Source organism: Streptomyces sp. NBC_01224 (assembly GCF_036002945.1).
Taxonomy (GTDB): domain Bacteria; phylum Actinomycetota; class Actinomycetes; order Streptomycetales; family Streptomycetaceae; genus Streptomyces.
Genome location: NZ_CP108530.1, coordinates 136,417 through 152,415 on the forward strand (window position 1 = coordinate 136,417; position 15,999 = coordinate 152,415).

Here is a 15,999-nt window from a genome sequence, read left to right on the forward strand (position 1 = left end):
TGGCCCGGTCTCACGTGCTCTGACCACCCCACCCCTCTGGGCGTGCTTCGGTGCGCCCGCATCATCTGCGAGGCATGCGTATATGTCCGACGCCAGCATCGTCTGCTCGAATCTCTCCTTCTCCTGGCCCGACGGCACCCCCGTGTTCCAGGACCTGTCCTGGACCGTGGGCGAGGGCCGCACCGGCCTGGTCGCACCCAACGGCGCGGGCAAGTCCACCCTGCTCAAACTGGTCGCAGGTGAACTGAGCCCGAACCGCGGGTCCGTGACCGTCAAGGGCCTGCTCGGCTACCTCCCCCAGACCCTGCCCCTGACCGGCGATCTGACTGTGGCCGAGGTGCTCGGCATCGCACCGGTCATCGAGGCGCTCGACGCCATCGCGTCCGGGGACGTGGACGAGGAACACTTCGCCACGGTCGGCGACGACTGGGGCATCGAGGAACGCAGCCGTGCCCAGCTCGACCGCCTGGGGCTCGACGGCATCCCGCTGACCCAGCGGCTGCACGCCCTCAGCGGCGGCCAGGTCGTTTCCCTGGGACTCGCGACCCAGCTGATCAGACAGCCCGATGTGCTCCTGCTCGACGAACCGACCAACAACCTCGACCTGGACGCCCGCCACCGGCTCTACCAGGTGCTGGAGAGCTGGAACGGCTGTCTGCTGGTGGTCAGTCACGACCGTGAGCTGCTCGACCGCATGGACGGCATCGCCGAGCTCGACTCGGGCGGCATGCGGTTGTACGGCGGCAACTACACCGACTACGAAGAGGCCGTGCGCGCCGAGCAGGAGACCGCCGAGAAGAGCATCCGCACCGCCGAGCAGCAGGTCAAGCGGGAGAAGCGGGAGTTGCAGCAGGCCCGTGAACGGGCGGCGCGCCGGGCCGGTGTCGGAGCCCGGGCCGCCGCGAAGGGCAGCATCTCCAAGATGGCCGCGGGCACGCTCAAGCGGCGCGCCCAGGAGTCGGCGGCCAAGTCCAACGACACGCACGGCCAGCGCCTCGCCGACGCCAAGAACCGGTTGGACGAGGCGAGCCGGATGCTCCGCGACGACCGCAGGATCACCTTGGAGCTGCCCGACACCCGTGTGCCGGCGGGACGTACCGTCTTCCTCGGCGAGGGCATCAACGTCCGGTACGGAGAGCGAGACCTCTTCGCGGGCAAGGGGGTCGACCTCACCATCCGAGGGCCCGAGCGGATCGCGCTGACCGGCCGCAACGGCGTCGGCAAGTCCACCCTGCTGCGCGTCATCAGCGGTGAAATCGAAGCGCAGCACGGGAAGTTCAAGCGGGCGGAGGGGCGGATCGCCTATCTCTCCCAGCGCCTCGACACGCTGCCGCTGGACCGCACCGTCGCCCAGTGCCTGGCCGCCTACGCGCCGCACAAGCCCGAGGCGGAACGGTTGAACCTGCTGGCCCGCTTCCTCTTCCGCGGGGCCGCGGCGCATCTGCCGGTGGGGGCCCTGTCGGGGGGCGAGAGGCTGCGCGCCACCCTGGCGTGTGTCCTGGGTGCCGAACCGGCGCCGCAGCTGCTGCTGCTCGACGAGCCGACCAACAACCTCGACCTCGACAGTGTCGAGCAGTTGGAGGGGGCCCTCAACTCTTACGAGGGCGCGTTCATCGTGGTCAGCCACGACGAGCGGTTCGTCAAGGAGATCGGGGTGGACCGCTGCCTGCGGATGTCCGACGGCCGCCTGCAGGAGACGGGGGCGCCCGACCATGGCTGACGCGTCCTCACACCTGCCCGGTGGGCAGGACATCCTGTCCGCCGACCACCGCTCCGCGCACCTGCTCGCCGAGAACCTGCACTGCGTACTGGGCGACCGCGTGGTGCTGCACGACGTCTCGCTCAAGGTCTCCCACGGCGAGCGGGTGGGCCTGATCGGTGAGAACGGCCGGGGGAAGTCCACCCTGCTGCGCGCCTTGGCCGGTGAACTCGCCCCGCAGCGCGGCGAGGTGGTGCGCGCGGTGACCGGTCAGGTGGGGTTCCTGCCCCAACAGCCGGACTTCCCGGCCGGTTTTACCATCGAGGACGTACTGTCCCAGGCGACTGCACAGTTCGAGGAGATGTCCCGGCGGATGCGTGCCGCTGAGGAGCGGATGTCGTCGGACGAGGGCGATCTCGACGCGGTCATGGAGGAGTACGGCCGGCTCCAGGAGGAGTTCGAGCGGCGCGGCGGCTGGGAACTCGGCGCCCGCGTCGGCGAGGTCCTTGACGTCTTCGGCCTGGCCGGACTGGACCGGGCCCGTGACCTGCGGACCCTGTCGGGCGGTGAGCGGGCCCGTCTCGCCCTGGCCGCGCTGGTGCTCGACGAACCGGCCGGGCTGCTGCTCGACGAGCCCACCAACCACCTCGACGACCGGGCGCTGGACTGGCTCGTCCAGTGGCTCGCCGCGTACCGGGGGCCGTGTCTGATCGCCTCGCACGATCGGGCTCTGCTGGATGCGGCCGTCACCGCCATCGTCGACCTGGACGGCCCCCGCGGCTCCACCGTCCGCTACGGCGGCGGCTACCGCGACTACCTCGCCGAACGCGCCGCGGCGCGAGAGCGCTGGTGGCAGCGGTACTGCGAGTGGAGCAAGGAGCTGGCCGAGGCCCGGCGGCGTGTGCACCGGGCCACCACGAGCGGGCGCGTCTTCAGCGGCAGGGCCGACAACGACAAGTTGTCCTACGACGCCGCGGGCAGCGGCGCCGAACGGGCCGTCGCCCGGACCGGACGCGCCGCCCAGATGCATCTGCGACGGTTGCTCGACGAGGCGGTGCCGCGGCCGCCGGAGCCTCTCGACTTCGCTCCCCCGCAGGACGCGGAGACGGCCGATGAGGTCCTGGAGCCGGCCGACGGCGTACTGCTGCGGGGCACCGGCCTGCGAGTCGGACAGGTGTTGCGGGACGCGGACCTGGAACTGGCCGCCGGCAGCCGGTACGTGATCAGCGGTCCGAACGGCGCGGGCAAGTCGACGCTGCTGTCGGTGCTGGTGGGTGAGCGGGCCCCGGACGCCGGGGAGGTGGAGCGGGCGCCGGGGCTGCGCATCGGCTACCTGCCGCAGGACAGCGACTTCCGGGCGGAACGGCGTGGTCTCCTCGACGCGTTCGCCGCGCGGCGCGCGGCCCATGTCGAGGACGCCGCCGCCGAGTTGACCCGGTTCGGTCTGTTCAGCCCCGGGGACTTCGGTACTCCGGCGAACCGGCTCTCCATCGGCCAGTGGCGGCGCCTGGACCTCGCGCTGCTCTTCGCCGAGCGACCGCATCTGCTGCTGCTGGACGAGCCCACCAACCACCTCAGCCTGGTGCTGGTCGAGCAGTTGCTGGAGGCGGTGGAACGCTTCAGGGGCCCGGTCGTGACGGTCACCCACGACCGGGCCCTGCGCGAGCGCCACCGCGACCGGCTCCTAGAGCTGTCCGACGGGCGGCTGGCGCGGCCCTAGCGGATGTAGCGGCCGTCCAGGTACTTCTTGGCCAGGTCGAGGTAGCGGGTGTCCTCGGAGTTGCGGATCAGCTCGAAGAAGAACATCTCCCGCGTGATCAGGTGCACCCCGAGCCGGCGCAGGCGGTCCAGGCCCAGCTCGTGGTCCGCCTGGTTGCGGGCGGAGACGGTGTCGGCCAGCACGAACACCGTCTTGCCCTGCTCCAGCAGGCTCAGCGCCGACTGGAGGATGACCACGTGGGTCTCCGCACCGGCCAGCACGTACTGGTCCCGGTCGGAGGCCGCCACGTACTCGGCGATGGGCTGCTCGCGCAGCAGGTCGAAGTGCTCCTTCTCCAGCCGGGTCGCGCCCTCGGCCGCTTCGTGCAGCGACAGGGAGAGACCGCCCAGCTTCTTGTGCTCGGTGAGCAGCACCGGAAGGTCGAACTCCCGCGCCACCTCCGCCGTCCAGCAGGTGTTGTGCAGTAGTTGGGTGCCCTCCAGCAGCAGTGGGACGAGCTCCAACTGCATGTCGAAGAGGACGACCGAGGCCTTGTCCGCGCTTACCAGCATGTCCCGCAACCGATCCGTTTCGTGAGGAGTGGTGGAGTAGTGAAGTGATGGAGTGGTGGACTGGTGTTTCCGGTGTGCCGTACGGCGTCGCGTGTCAGGCGCGCTCGGCCCAGAACTCCGTCAGCGTCGTGTTGAAGTCCCGCGCCGCGGTGAGCGGCACGTAGTGCCCGTGGTCCGCGAACTCACGCACCCGCGCCCTGGGGACCTTGGCGTACTGCGCGACCGCTTCCTCGTCGAGGACGCAGTCGCCCAGTCCGCGGACCACCAGGCAGTCCGTGGTGAGGTCCGGGAGCCGGTCGACGACGTCGAAGTCCGTCAGCGCCGCGTAGTAGCAGCGCAGGATGTCCATCGAAGCGTTCGCGCCGAACCTCTCGGCCAGGTTGCCGCCCGCGCCGAACACCGCTTCCAGCAGGCCCCCGTGCACGCGCAGTTCCTCGCGCAGGTCGAGGGTCCGCTCGAAGGCGTCCTCGCCGTAGCGGGGCGCGCAGCTGACGAGGGTCAGCGAGGCGACGCGCTCCGGGTGCCGCAGGGCGGTCAGGGTCGAGACGCAGCCGCCCAGGGACCAGCCGACGAGGTCTGCCGGGCCGCCCGCGGTGTCCCGCAGGAAGTCGGCCACCTCGTCCGCGAGCGCCTCGAAGGAGAAGCGCTCCTCGTCGAAGGGGGTGTCCGCGTGCCCCGGATACGTGGGGACGTAGATCTTACGCCCTTCCCTGAGCAGCGCCGGGATCTGCTGGGTCCATGCCCGCTGGTCACAGTTGAGCGGCGGGAGCAGCAGGGTGGGCCGCCCCGTGTCGCCGTACTGGGCCCACTTGATCAGCGGTGCGGCTCGGCGGGCGGGGCGGGCCGGGTCCGCCGCCGCGTCGCCGGGGGCCCGTGCCTCCTTCTTCGGCCCGGCCGGAGTGCCGCCGATGGCGGCGGCGAGCTCGGCCACCGTCTCGTGGCGGAAGAGGTCGTGCGCCTTGATGGGGCTTCCGGCCTTCTGATAGGGGCTCAGCAGTTGGACGGCCGAGAGCGAGTCCAGGCCGAGCGTGACGATTCTGGTGCCGGGTACGACCTCGCCCGATCCCTCCTCGAAGCCCAGCAGGTCCGACAGTTGAGCGCACAGTTGGTCGACGAGGCCGTCGTCCACAGGTTCCGGCCCCCTTTCCGGTTCGGGTTCTGGTTCGGATTCTGGTGCGGGGGTGTCCTCGAGCACCCAGTGCCGCCGCTTCTCGAAGGGGTAGGCGGGCAGCGCGATCCGTGCCAGGTCGGCCGGTGCGTCCAGCCTGCGGCCGAGGGCGGAGGTGCTGTCCTGCGCCCGCCACAGGACGACGAGGTCGCGCAGGGCGGCCTCAAGACGGTCGATATCCGCGGCACGGGGCGCCCGGCCGCCCTGGCCGGTCCGTGCCAACGCGTCGAGGGCGGTGAGGAGTTCGCCCCGGGTACGGGCCACCACCACCTGCTCGTGCGGGTGGCGCGGGCGGCGCAGCAGCAGCTGGGAGAGGTCCCAGAGCCGGTCGTCCGGCAGCTCGGCGACCAGTGCCCGGGTGCGGCCGGCCAGCGTCGCGAGGCTGTCGCGTGACGCGGCCGACAGGCAGAAGGGGAGCGCCCGCCCGGGGCGGCGGTCCACCGCGTCCTGGCCCGTCGGCCCGTCGGGCAGCTTGCGCAGGATCACGTGCCCGTTGGAGCCGGTGAAGCCGAAGGCGCTGATGGCGCACAGCGGCTTGTCCCGCGGCCACGGCAGCGGTTCCCGGTTGACCCTGAACGGTGCGACGTCGAGGTAGGAGACCGCGTCGCCGGTGGCGGCCACCGGCGGGATCGTCTCGTGGTGGAAGGCGAGCAGTGCCTTGACGACGCTCGCGAGGCCGGAGGCCACCAGGGTGTGCCCGATGAGCGGTTTCACGGCGCCGAGGTGGCAGCCCTCGCCGCCGGCCTTGCGGAAGGCGGACCGCAGGCCCTCCAGCTCGATGGGGTCGCCCAGCGGCGTCCCGGTGCCGTGCGTCTCCAGATAGGCGATCCGCGAGACGTCGATCCGCTCGCGCTCGTAGAGCCCGGCGATCAGCCGGGACTGCAGCTGCGAACTCGGCGCCATCAGGCCGTTGGTGGTGCCGTTGTGGTTGGTGCCGGTCGCCTGGATCGCGCCGTAGATCCGCAGCCCCCGGGCGCGGGCCTCGTCGTACCGCATGACGACGAGCGACGCGGCGCCCTCGGCCGGGACGAATCCGTCGGCGGCGTCGGTGAAGGGCAGCGACGCGCCTTCGGGGGAGCTCATCCGGGAACGCTGTGCGAAGCGCAGCACCTCGGGGGTGCTGAAGACCGACACGGCGCCGACGACCGCAGCACGGCACTGTCCGGCCCGGATGTTGAGCACCGCCTCGTGCAGCGCCGCCAGCGACGAGGAGCACGCGCTGTCCAGCGTGATCGACGGGCCGGTGATGTCGTAGAAGTAGGAGATGCGGCCCGACAGCGTCGAGGGCGCGTTGCCCAGGAAGCTGTGGGTTCCGTGGACGAGGTCGCCGCGCTGCGCCATCAGCGAGCGGTAGTCGCCGGGCAGCCCGGCGACGAACACGCCGCAGTCCAGGTCGCGCAGGTCCGCGGGCGTCAGATAGCTGTCGTCGACGGCGTGCTGCACCGACTGCAGCAGGATCCGCTGCTGCGGGTCCATGCACTGCGCCTCGTTCGGCGATATCCGGAAGAACCGTGCGTCGAAGTCCTGGTGCCCGTCCAGGAAACCGCCGACGAAGGCGGCGCCGTCCTCCTCCCCCGCCCAGCGCCCGGTGGTGCCCACGGCGCTGCGGCCGAGCCGCAGGCGTTCCCAGTACTCCTCCAGGCCGTCGCTGCCGGCGAACCGGCAGGACATGCCGACCACGACCGGGGTCTCATCCTCAAGCAGCTCGTCCATGCCCACTCTCGATTCCGTGGCGCGCCGTTGCCGTTCCGGTGCCGGTCACTCGAACCAGAACCGGTTCTGTTCGAACGCGTAGCCGGGCAGGTGCAGCCGGCCGACCTGCCCGTCGCCGAACATCGTTTCCCATGCGAATTCCTCCCCCGCCACATAGCGGTCCCGTAGGTCCTCAAGCGCCGCGCGGTGACCGGGGTCCGCCGCCTCCGGCAGCGTCACCGGGTGCGTGGTCAGCCGCTGGAGCCGGCTCTTGGCCACGTCGTCGGGGCGCGCTTCCTGGAGCCGCCGGCGCAGCTGCGCGGTGTCGGTCACGATCCAGGCCATGCGGTACTCGAAGTGGTCACGGCCCGCCGTCAGGGTGTGGGCGATGTCCGCGAGGTCCGCGTGCTCGCCCTCGGGGCCTTGCAGCCACTCCAGCAGGCTGTCCCGCATCCTCGTGAGCGAGGCGCGGGAGCGGGCGCTGAGCGTGACGATCCAGTGCGGCCGCGACACCCCGCGGGCCGGTGGCGCGGCGGGCGCCTCGGCGAGGACCACGTGCGCGTTGGACCCGCCGAAACCGAAGGAGCTGACGCCGGCCACCAGCGGTGTGCTCCGCTCCCACGCCTCGTTCTCCAGCAGCAGCCGGAAGGGCGACCCGTCGAGTTCGATCAGCGGGTTGCGCTCCTTGAAGTTGATGTTCGCGGGCAGCCGCCGGTGGCGCAGGCACAGCAGCAGCTTGAGCAGCCCGGCCATTCCCGCGGCCGGCTCCAGGTGGCCCACGTTGGTCTTCACCGCGCCGAGTGTGATGCTGCCCGGTTCGCGGTCGGGGGCCAGCCCGTCGAACGCGGTCCGCAGCGCGCTGATCTCGATCGGGTCACCCAGGTTGGTGCCGGTGCCGTGCGCCTCGATGTGGGAGACGCGGGCGGCAAGGTCCGGTGTGTAAACCCTGTTCAGCAGGGCGACCTGCGCCTGGGGGTTGGGGGCGGTCAGCGAGTTGGAGCGGCCGTCGTGATTCTCGGCCACCGCCTCGATGACCGCGAGCACGGCGTCGCCGTCCCGCCGGGCGTCGTCGAGCCGCTTGACCACCACACATCCCACACCCTCGGCCCGTACGTAGCCGTTGGCGTCCTTGTCGAAGGTGGCGCAGCGGACGTCCGGGGAGAGGATGCCGAGTTTGCTCGCCGCGTCGGTGGCGGCCGGGTCGACGAGCACGCTGACGGCGCCCACGAGAGCGACGTCGCACTCCCCCGCCGCGAGCGAGAGCACGCCCCGGTTCAGCGCCACCAGACCGCTGGAGCAGGCGGTGTCGACCGTCTGGCTCGGGCCGGTGAAGTCGAGCAGGTGGGAGACGCGGTTGGCGAGCATGGCGTGCGCGTTGCCCGTGACGGTGTACGGATGGTCCCGGTCCTCGCTGTGCTGCAGCGCCGTCTGGTACTCGCTGAACTGCACGCCGGCGAAGACGCCCACGTCCCGTAGCGTCCCGGGCGCGTACCCGGCGTCGAGCAGGGCGTTATAGGCGCTCTGGAGGAAGATCCGGTGCTGGGGGTCCATGAGCGTCGCTTCGCGGGCGGAGATCCCGAAGAAGGAGTGGTCGAACGCGTCGAAGGCGTCGATGGTGCCCGCGAAGTACTGCTTGTCGCGGTCCTTCCAGCGGTCGACCGGGCGGATGGCGCTGCCGTTCTCGACGAGCAGCTGCCAGAAGTCCGCCAGATCCGCGCCGCCCGGCATGATGCCGCTCATCCCGACCACGGCGTACTTGCCGCGTCCGGTGCCCGGCGTCTCGGCAGGGGCCGGCGCCGGCTGCGGCACGGTGGCCGGCTTCTCCTGGGCCGGTGCGCCCCGGTCCCTCAGATAGGCGCTCAGCGAGGTGATGCTGCTGTACTTGAAGAGTGCGTTGGGCGGGGTCTCCACACCGAACTGCGGGCCCAGCTCCTGGGCCAGGCGCTGGACCATCACCGAGTCGTAGCTGAGATCGCCCCACGTACGGTCGACGGGGATGTCCTCCGGTCGCAGGCCGGTCTGTTCGCGCACCAGCTCCACGAGCCGTTCACCGATGTCCTCCAGTACCGCGCCGGGGTCGCCCGTGACCGGGCTCTGCACGGCCGGGGCGGCGGCGGGCAGCAGCCGCTGCCGCATCCGCTCCGCGTCGCCGACGCACGGCACGACCTGGTGGCAGGTCTGCGGCAGGCCGTCGAGCAGGTCGAGGAAGAGCTCCGCTCCGCGCCGCGAGGAGAGCGGCTCCATCCCGAACTGGCCACGCAGGAAGGCGGCGAGCGCCTGGTACTGCTCGCGCCGCTCGTCCTCGGCGTCCAGCCACAGGGGCCAGTTGACCGACAGGCTCAGTCCGCTGCGCTCGCCGGCCGCCACGCGCCGGGCGCGCTCGGCCGCGAACTCGTCGAGGAAGCGGTTGGCGGCGATGTAGTCGCTCTGCCCGGTATTGCCCATGACGCTGGAGATGGAGGAGAAGACACAGAAGAAGTCCAGGTTCAGCCCGGCGGTGTACCGGTCCAGGTTCAGCGTGCCCCGCACCTTCGGGGCGAGCACCGCCTCCGCGTCCTTCGCGGACTTGTTCTGCACCAGGGCGTCCTTGACGACGCCCGCGGAGTGGATGACGCCGTCGAGGCCGCCGAAGCGTTCGCGGATCGTCTCGATCAGTTCCCGGGTCCGGGCCGATGAGACGATGTCCGCCTGCTCGTAGTGGAGTCCGGGCCGCGAGTCGATCCACTGCCGCTGCGCGTCGTCCGGCGCGGAGCGGCCGACGGCGATCACCGTGGCGTCGTGCCGCTCGGTCAGGAGCTCGGCGATGGCCCGGCCGACCTTGCCCAGGCCCCCCGTGAGGAGGTACGTCCCCTTCGTGCGCAGCCGGGTGCCGTCGGCGAGGCCGAGTTCCGTCAGCTCGCGTGTCTGTCGCGCCCCGTCCGACCACCGGACCTCGGTGAGCGGCAGGCGGGCGGCACGCAACTCGTCGAGCAGAGGCGCCCAGCCGTCGGCGAGCGCGTCCCCGGGGCCGCAGCGGCGGACCTGGACGGTGCGGATGTGCGGGTTCTCCTCCGCAAGGCCGTGCAGGAACCCGGCCCTGGCCCGCACCTCGGCCGGGTCGTCCTCGTGCGTCACGCCGAGGATCGTGGAGGGGGTGCGGCATCCCTGGAGAGCCGTGGCGAAGGACAGTTCCGCCTCCACCGGCACCTCGCGCCTCAGGTCCACCCAGTACAGGTGGTCCAGGCCCGGTTCACCGGTGAGGTGCTCCAGCTCGTCGCCGGGGGCCACCTGAATCAGCCGGGTTCCCGCGGGGGGGTCGGGGAGCCGGTGCTCCCGGCCGCGGTCGGTGAGGACGAGGACGCAGGGCACCGGCTCCCGCGCGGGGCCGTCCGCCGGGTGCGGGCGCCATACGGGGGTGAGCAGCAGTTCGCCTGCGTCGGCGGCCGGGGCGCGGGAGACCGGTGCGGAGAGATCCGCGCGGGGGGTCCGGTTCGTGTGGTCGAGTGTGTCGGCCACGTGCCGCTCGTCGGCGAAGGGGTAGAGCGGGCCGTCCACCAGCATCCGGACCGGGAACAGCGCCGCGAAGTCGGGGGTCTCGCCGTCGAGGTACGCCGCTGCCGCCTCGGCCCAGGGGTCGCCGGCCGGTGGGGCCGCGGGCCTGGCCACGTCCGTGCTCCGGAGCACGGCGGCCAGCTCCCCTACGCTCGCGGCCCAGTAGCCGCGCCTGACCCTGTGGTGCTGGCGGGCGCGGCACAGGGTGTAGCTCAGCCCGTACAGGTACGACGCCGTGTCGGGCGCGTCCTCCAGCGCCGCGAGCAGGTCGTCCGCGCGTCGCCGCACGGCGGCCTCGTCCCGCCCGGAGAGCGGGATGAAGTAGCGCGGGAACACGGGGGCCGGGCGGGCGGGGTCCGGTGCCACGAACTCCTGGATGATCGCGTGCCCGTTGGAGCCGCCGGCGCCGAACGCGCTCAGTCCGGCGAAGCGGGTGGGTTCGCTGCCCTTGGTCCAGGGCAGTGCCTCCTTGACCAGGGCGAAGCGCGAGTCGTCGAGGTGCAGGTCGGGGTTTTCGATGGCGCAGTGGAGGGTGGGTGCCAGGGTCCGGTGGGTGAGCTGTTTGACGACCTTGACGAGCCCGGCCATCGCCGCGGCGGACTCCAGGTGTCCGATGTTGCTCTTCGCCGAGCCCAGGTGGGCGCGGCCGTGCTCGGGCCCGCCGTATGCCCGGCGCAGCGCGCGCACCTCGATCGGGTCGCCGAGCCGGGTGCCCGTGCCGTGCGCCTCGACGTAGGTCACCGCGGACGGCTCGATGTCCGCCTGGGCCAGGGCGGAGGCGATCACGCGGTGCTGGGCGCGTTCGGACGGCACGGTGAAGCCGGCCGTTCTGCCTCCGGCGTTCACGGCGGTCGCCCGGATGACGGCGTGCACCCGGTCGCCGTCGCGCACCGCGTCGGACAGCTGCTTGAGGACCACGGCGACGGTGCCCTCGCCGGGGACGTAGCCGTCCGCTTCCACTCCGAAGGCCTGGCAGTGGCCGGTGGGGCTGAGGAACTTGCCCTCGGACAGCAGGCGGTACTTGCCCGGGTGCGTCATGAGGTTCACGCCGCCGGCCACGGCCAGCGCGCAGTCCCCGGCGCGGATGCTGCGGACGGCCAGGTGCAGGGCGGTGAGCCCGCCGGAGCACATGGTGTCCAGGGCGATGCTGGGGCCGTGCAGGTCGAAGGCGTAGGAGACCCGGTTGGCCAGGGCCGCCAGCGAGCTGCCGATCACCCGGTCAGGAGCGGTGAGGTCCTGGTAGTGGCCGAACATGGCGGCGACGAAGACACCCACGTCGTCGGTCGGCCGGGCGAAGTGCCCGGAGTCCTCCAGGGCGTGGTAGACGGACTGCAGGAAGCGGCGCTCCTGCGGGTCCATGTACCGCGCCTCCAGGGGCGCGATGTTGAAGAAGACGGGGTCGAAGTCCAGGGCGTGGTCGAGGAATCCGCCGTGGCGGCCGTAGGACGTGCCTGGTTCGTCCGGCGCGAAGGAGTGGTCCTCGCGCCAGTCCCAGCGGTCGCCGGGTATGACGCGGACCGCGTCGTCGCCTCTCAGCAGCGCCTGCCAGAACGCCTCGGTGTCGGCGCCGCCGGGGAACTCCCCCGCCATCCCGATGATGGCGATGTCGTCGCTGCGGTAGGCGTCCGCCGGGGGGACGGCCTCGGGCTCGGGCTCGGCGGCCGGGTGCGTCAACTCCCTCGCCTCTGTTGTGGGTTGAGAGGACGTGGTGACTGCCGGGGCCGGGGCGGGCTCCGGGGGCTGCGGCTGCTCCCGGGCGACGAGGGTTTCCAGCTCGGTGCGGAAGTTCTCGACGAGGTACGCCCCGAGCGTCGCGACCGTCGGGTACTCGAAGAGGACCGCGCGGCTCAGCCGGGACGACCCGGTGATGCCCAGGCGGGTCTCGATGTCTCTGCTGATGCGGATGCTGCCGACACTGTCCAGCCCCTGGTCCAGCAGGTTGTCGTCGTCGCGCAGGTGCCGCAGGCCGCTGTGCCGCACGACGAGGCCCCGCAGCCACCGGACGGTGCGGGCGGGCAGGTCCGCGGCGGTCACGTCCGCGTCCGCGGCACCACCTGGTGAGGCAGCCGTCGGTTCGGTGGCGGGTTCGGTGGCGGGTTCGGCGGTGGGGAGTTCGGCCTCGGGGTGAGGGCCGGAGTTGAGGCTCATCTCCCCTTCGTAGACGGCAAGTTGACGTGTTCCGGTGGCGAGGGCCGACATCAGCGCGTCGCAGGACCGCTCGGGATTCATCGCCCGCAGCCCCGAGCCGTCGTCCGGCATCTGCATGCCGTCGGTCTCCCACAGGCCCCAGTTGACGCTGTACCAGTCGGGCCGGAGCGCGGTCAGCCGGTCGAGGAACGCGTTGGCCGCTCCGTAGGCCGTCTGGCCGACGTTTCCGGTGACGCTCGTCAGCGAGCTGAAGTGCACCACTGTGCCGGGCCGGTGCGGGCCAGTCAGGGCCGCCAGGTTGAGGGCGGTGGCCACCTTCGGCCGCAGGACGTTCTCCAGGCGGTCGGGCGTCAGGTTGTACAGCAGGCAGTCGTCCAGTACTCCGGCGAGGTTGAACACCGCCTTGACCGGCCCGAACTGCTCGTGGAGGTAGCGCAGCGCGCCGTCCAGCGCCTCGGGCTCGTGGGCCGGGGCGCTGAGATAGCTGCGCACACCCGCTTCCTTCAACGCCTCCCGCGCCTGCGGGCCGGGAGTGCCGCGGCCCAGGACGAACACCTCGGCACCGCAGTGCCGGCTCAGATACCGGCACAGATGGCGCCCGACGCCCCCGGAGCCGCCGATGACCACGACGCGGTCGCCCGCGCCGAACACCGTGTGCGGCCGCACGGGTTCCAGCGCCGCCGGCGCGTACTCGACGAGCGCGATCCGGTCGCCCTCGGCCCGCAGCCGGACCCCCGGGCGGCGGGTACCGGCCGCGATCCACGCTCGCAGCCGCTCCTCGGTGACGGCACCGTCGTACTCGACCGCCGTGTGGACGAGCGGGCATTCCAGCGCGGCCGTGCGGGCCATGCCGTCGAGCAGCGCGGGCAGCGCGTCGGCCGCACGGGAGAGCGTGACGAGGTGGATGCGGCGCCCCGACGCGCGTACGGCTTGCAGCAGAGCGAGCCCGGCGCGGGCGAACCGCACCGCCGGGCCGTACCCAGGTGTGCCGCCGGACGGCCCGTCGCCCCATGCCACCACCAGGGTGGTGGCATGGGCGGCGTGCCGTCGCAGTTCCTGCCCGATCCGGTCCTCGCCCTGGGTGGCGGGGTCGGCGTACCAACACTCGACGCCGAGGGAACGGGCCGCCGCCGCGATGTCCTCCCGGTCGGTGACCACCACAGTGGTGCCGGCCGGCTCGCCGGGTACGTCCGGGGCAGCGAGATCCGTGTACCGAGGGGCTAGCGATTCCATGGGTCATCCCCGTGAGAGAAAGTGAGGTCGGAACAGGCAGGCGGGCGTTGGCTCATACGCCCATGAATTCCTTGATGCCGCGGAACTGGCCGAGAGCCGGCGCGTCCTCCGGGAAGGGGTACGAGACGCCCAGCCGGTCGGCGATCACCATGCCGGAGACGATCGCTCCCTCGTGCCCGGTGACGCTGGTGTCGGTACCGCAGAACCAGAGGTTGTTGCGGCCCTGAATGCGGCTCAGCTCCTTCTTGCGGCCCACGTCCACCGGACGGAGCTGGGGCAGCTTCCACTTGCGCCGGACGATGACCTGCTCGGCGTCGACCTCCTCCTGCGGGTCGAAGGTGATCAGGATGGGCGACTCGACGTCGCGGTAGGGATGGAGCACGTTGCAGTTGCGGGTGAGGCTGCCCATCTGCTCCTCGGCGCTGGCGAGTTCGAAGTCGTCCGGCATCCGGAACTGGCAGTAGGCGTCACGGCCCACCGTGCTGAGCCAGCTCTCGTCCTGGTGCAGCACGCTCTCGACCGGCACGTACGCGAAGTCCCCGAGCAGCTCCCGGTACTGCGGGTCGGACGTGCGCAGCAGCGACAGCGTCACGTCCGCGTGCGTGGCGAACACGACCTGGTCGAACCGGTGCTCCTGCCCGCCGGCCACCACCGTCACGCCCGAGTCCGTCGGGACGACGGACTCGACGGGCGTGTTCAGCCGGATGCGCTCGCCCAGCTCGCTCTCGATCCTGGCCAGGTAGCTGTGGATGCCGCCCTGCGCCTTGCGCCAGTAGCCGGGGGCGAAGAAGGAGAGCAGGTTCATGCTGAACGACAGCGCGACGTACATGAGGTTGTAGTCGAGCGACGGCGCGTGACAGCCCGAGTAGATGCTCAGGATGGGGTTCATCGCCTGGTACTTGAAGCTCTTGGAGTACCCGTTCTTGTCCAGGTACTCGCCGATGCTCATGGTCTTGTACGAGTGGTCGCCCAAGGTGAGCAGCTGGTTCATCTCCAGGTGGAACCGGTCGAACTCCTCGTGCAGCTCCTCGCGCAGCGCGCCGAGGAAGTCGAGGTTGTTCCACGTCTGACCGTCACCGGGGAAGTCCACGTGCACCGAGGACGGGGCGACGTAGGTGCCGATGCCGAAGTCGGTCAGTATCCGGAACAGGTTGGGTGAGAGCTTCTCGTTGAAGTGCTCCACGCCCATGTCCACGTGGAGCGTGCCCTGGTCCGTCTCGACCGGGTGACTGTAGGCGTGCCCGCCCAGGTACTCGCCCGCCTCGAAGAGCGTCACGTCGTACTTCTGGGACAACTGCCAGGCCGCGACGGCGCCTGAGCCGCCGCCACCGATCACGGCGACCCTGCTGTTTGCTGATTCCACGGTCATCACTTCCTGGGCTCGGCCTGCGGCGCGGATTCGTCGCCGAGGATCTGTGCGCTCAATTTGGTCAGCACCGTGCCGGGACCGATCTCGTCGAAGGTCCTGTGTCCGGTACGGGCCAGATACGTCGCGGTCTGCCACCACCGCACCGGCTTCACCAGCTGGAAGACCATCTCCTCCAGCAGGTGTTCGGCGCCCAGCGTCCGGCCGCTCGTCGTGGAGACGACGGTCTTGGTGGGCGGCGCGAACTCCCGGTCCCGCAGGAACAGTGCGAACGCGCGCCGGGCCTGTTCCATGTGCCGGGAGTGGAAGGCCCCGCTGACCGGCAGCCACACACAGCGGTGGCCGATCTCTTCGAGGCGTGGCACCAGCTCGTCCAGGCACGGCTTCGCCGCGCTGAGGACGACCTGGTCCGGGCTGTTGTAGTTGGCCACGTCCACGTCGAAGACCTCCAGTTGGACGAGGTGTTCGTCGATGTCGTGCGCCTGCGGTCCCAGGACCGCGACCATCGCTCCGCCCCGCGCCTCCTGCATGAGGGCGCCGCGCTTCGAGACGATCTCGAGCCCCTCGAAGAGGTCGAAGACGCCGGCCGCGTACAGCGCCGGGTACAGCCCCAGGCTGTGGCCCGTCACGCACCGCACCGGTACGTCCCCGTGCTGCTCGGCGTGGGCCAGGTACATCAGGCAGCTGACGAAGTAGATCGCCTGCTGGGTGTACGAGGTCTCGTTGAGCAGCCCGCGGGGGTCCTCCAGGCACAGCTCGCGCAGGGAGTAGCCGACGAGGTCGTCGGCCCTCTCGCACAGCTGGGGGTAGGCGTCGAACACGTCCCTGCCCATGCCCAGGCGCTGTGAGCCCTGCCCGGGAAACATCAGGACATCGCTGGCCATCGTCGCC

Annotated in this window: 7 protein-coding genes; 2 read left to right on the plus strand and 5 right to left on the minus strand. The window is 71.3% G+C overall.

Annotated features, from left to right (window positions below; translation table 11 throughout):
- Positions 1-82 precede the first annotated feature (82 nt).
- Together abc-f and OG609_RS45100 are read left to right on the plus strand one after the other, a co-directional pair.
- A complete protein-coding gene (gene abc-f, locus OG609_RS45095) occupies positions 83-1,720 on the plus strand; it encodes a ribosomal protection-like ABC-F family protein (RefSeq protein ID WP_327278532.1) in 1,638 nt (545 codons plus the stop codon).
- Complete coding sequence (locus tag OG609_RS45100; RefSeq protein ID WP_327278533.1) at positions 1,713-3,419, plus strand: ABC-F family ATP-binding cassette domain-containing protein; 1,707 nt, start codon at positions 1,713-1,715, stop codon at positions 3,417-3,419. Before abc-f ends, OG609_RS45100 begins: the two co-directional genes overlap by 8 nt.
- Here OG609_RS45100 and OG609_RS45105 read toward each other — a convergent pair.
- The 5 genes from OG609_RS45105 to OG609_RS45125 form a co-directional block, all read right to left on the minus strand.
- Positions 3,416-3,970: a hydrolase gene (locus OG609_RS45105; protein WP_327278534.1), complete on the minus strand. Its 555-nt coding sequence runs from the start codon at positions 3,968-3,970 to the stop codon at positions 3,416-3,418. The genes OG609_RS45100 and OG609_RS45105 overlap by 4 nt on opposite strands.
- Positions 3,971-4,064: 94 nt before the next feature.
- Complete coding sequence (locus OG609_RS45110) at positions 4,065-6,851, minus strand: alpha/beta fold hydrolase (RefSeq protein WP_327278535.1); 2,787 nt, start codon at positions 6,849-6,851, stop codon at positions 4,065-4,067.
- 45 nt (positions 6,852-6,896) lie between these two features.
- Entirely contained in the window at positions 6,897-13,742 is a 6,846-nt protein-coding gene (locus OG609_RS45115; protein WP_327278536.1) for an SDR family NAD(P)-dependent oxidoreductase, read from the minus strand.
- Between the two features lie 52 nt (positions 13,743-13,794).
- On the minus strand, positions 13,795-15,105 hold the full coding sequence (locus OG609_RS45120) for an FAD-dependent oxidoreductase (protein ID WP_327278537.1): 1,311 nt from the start codon (positions 15,103-15,105) through the stop codon (positions 13,795-13,797).
- Between the two features lie 5 nt (positions 15,106-15,110).
- A complete protein-coding gene (locus OG609_RS45125) occupies positions 15,111-15,992 on the minus strand; it encodes an ACP S-malonyltransferase (RefSeq protein WP_327278538.1) in 882 nt (293 codons plus the stop codon).
- Positions 15,993-15,999 lie beyond the last annotated feature (7 nt).

What these genes read in the sequence shown, in the direction of transcription:
- abc-f (WP_327278532.1), top strand. Translation starts at nt 83, where the DNA reads ATGTCCGACGCCAGCATCGTCTGCTCGAATCTCTCCTTCTCCTGGCCC.
- OG609_RS45100 (WP_327278533.1), top strand. Translation starts at nt 1,713, where the DNA reads ATGGCTGACGCGTCCTCACACCTGCCCGGTGGGCAGGACATCCTGTCC.
- OG609_RS45105 (WP_327278534.1), bottom strand. Translation starts at nt 3,970, where the DNA reads ATGCTGGTAAGCGCGGACAAGGCCTCGGTCGTCCTCTTCGACATGCAG.
- OG609_RS45110 (WP_327278535.1), bottom strand. Translation starts at nt 6,851, where the DNA reads ATGGACGAGCTGCTTGAGGATGAGACCCCGGTCGTGGTCGGCATGTCC.
- OG609_RS45115 (WP_327278536.1), bottom strand. Translation starts at nt 13,742, where the DNA reads ATGGAATCGCTAGCCCCTCGGTACACGGATCTCGCTGCCCCGGACGTA.
- OG609_RS45125 (WP_327278538.1), bottom strand. Translation starts at nt 15,992, where the DNA reads ATGGCCAGCGATGTCCTGATGTTTCCCGGGCAGGGCTCACAGCGCCTG.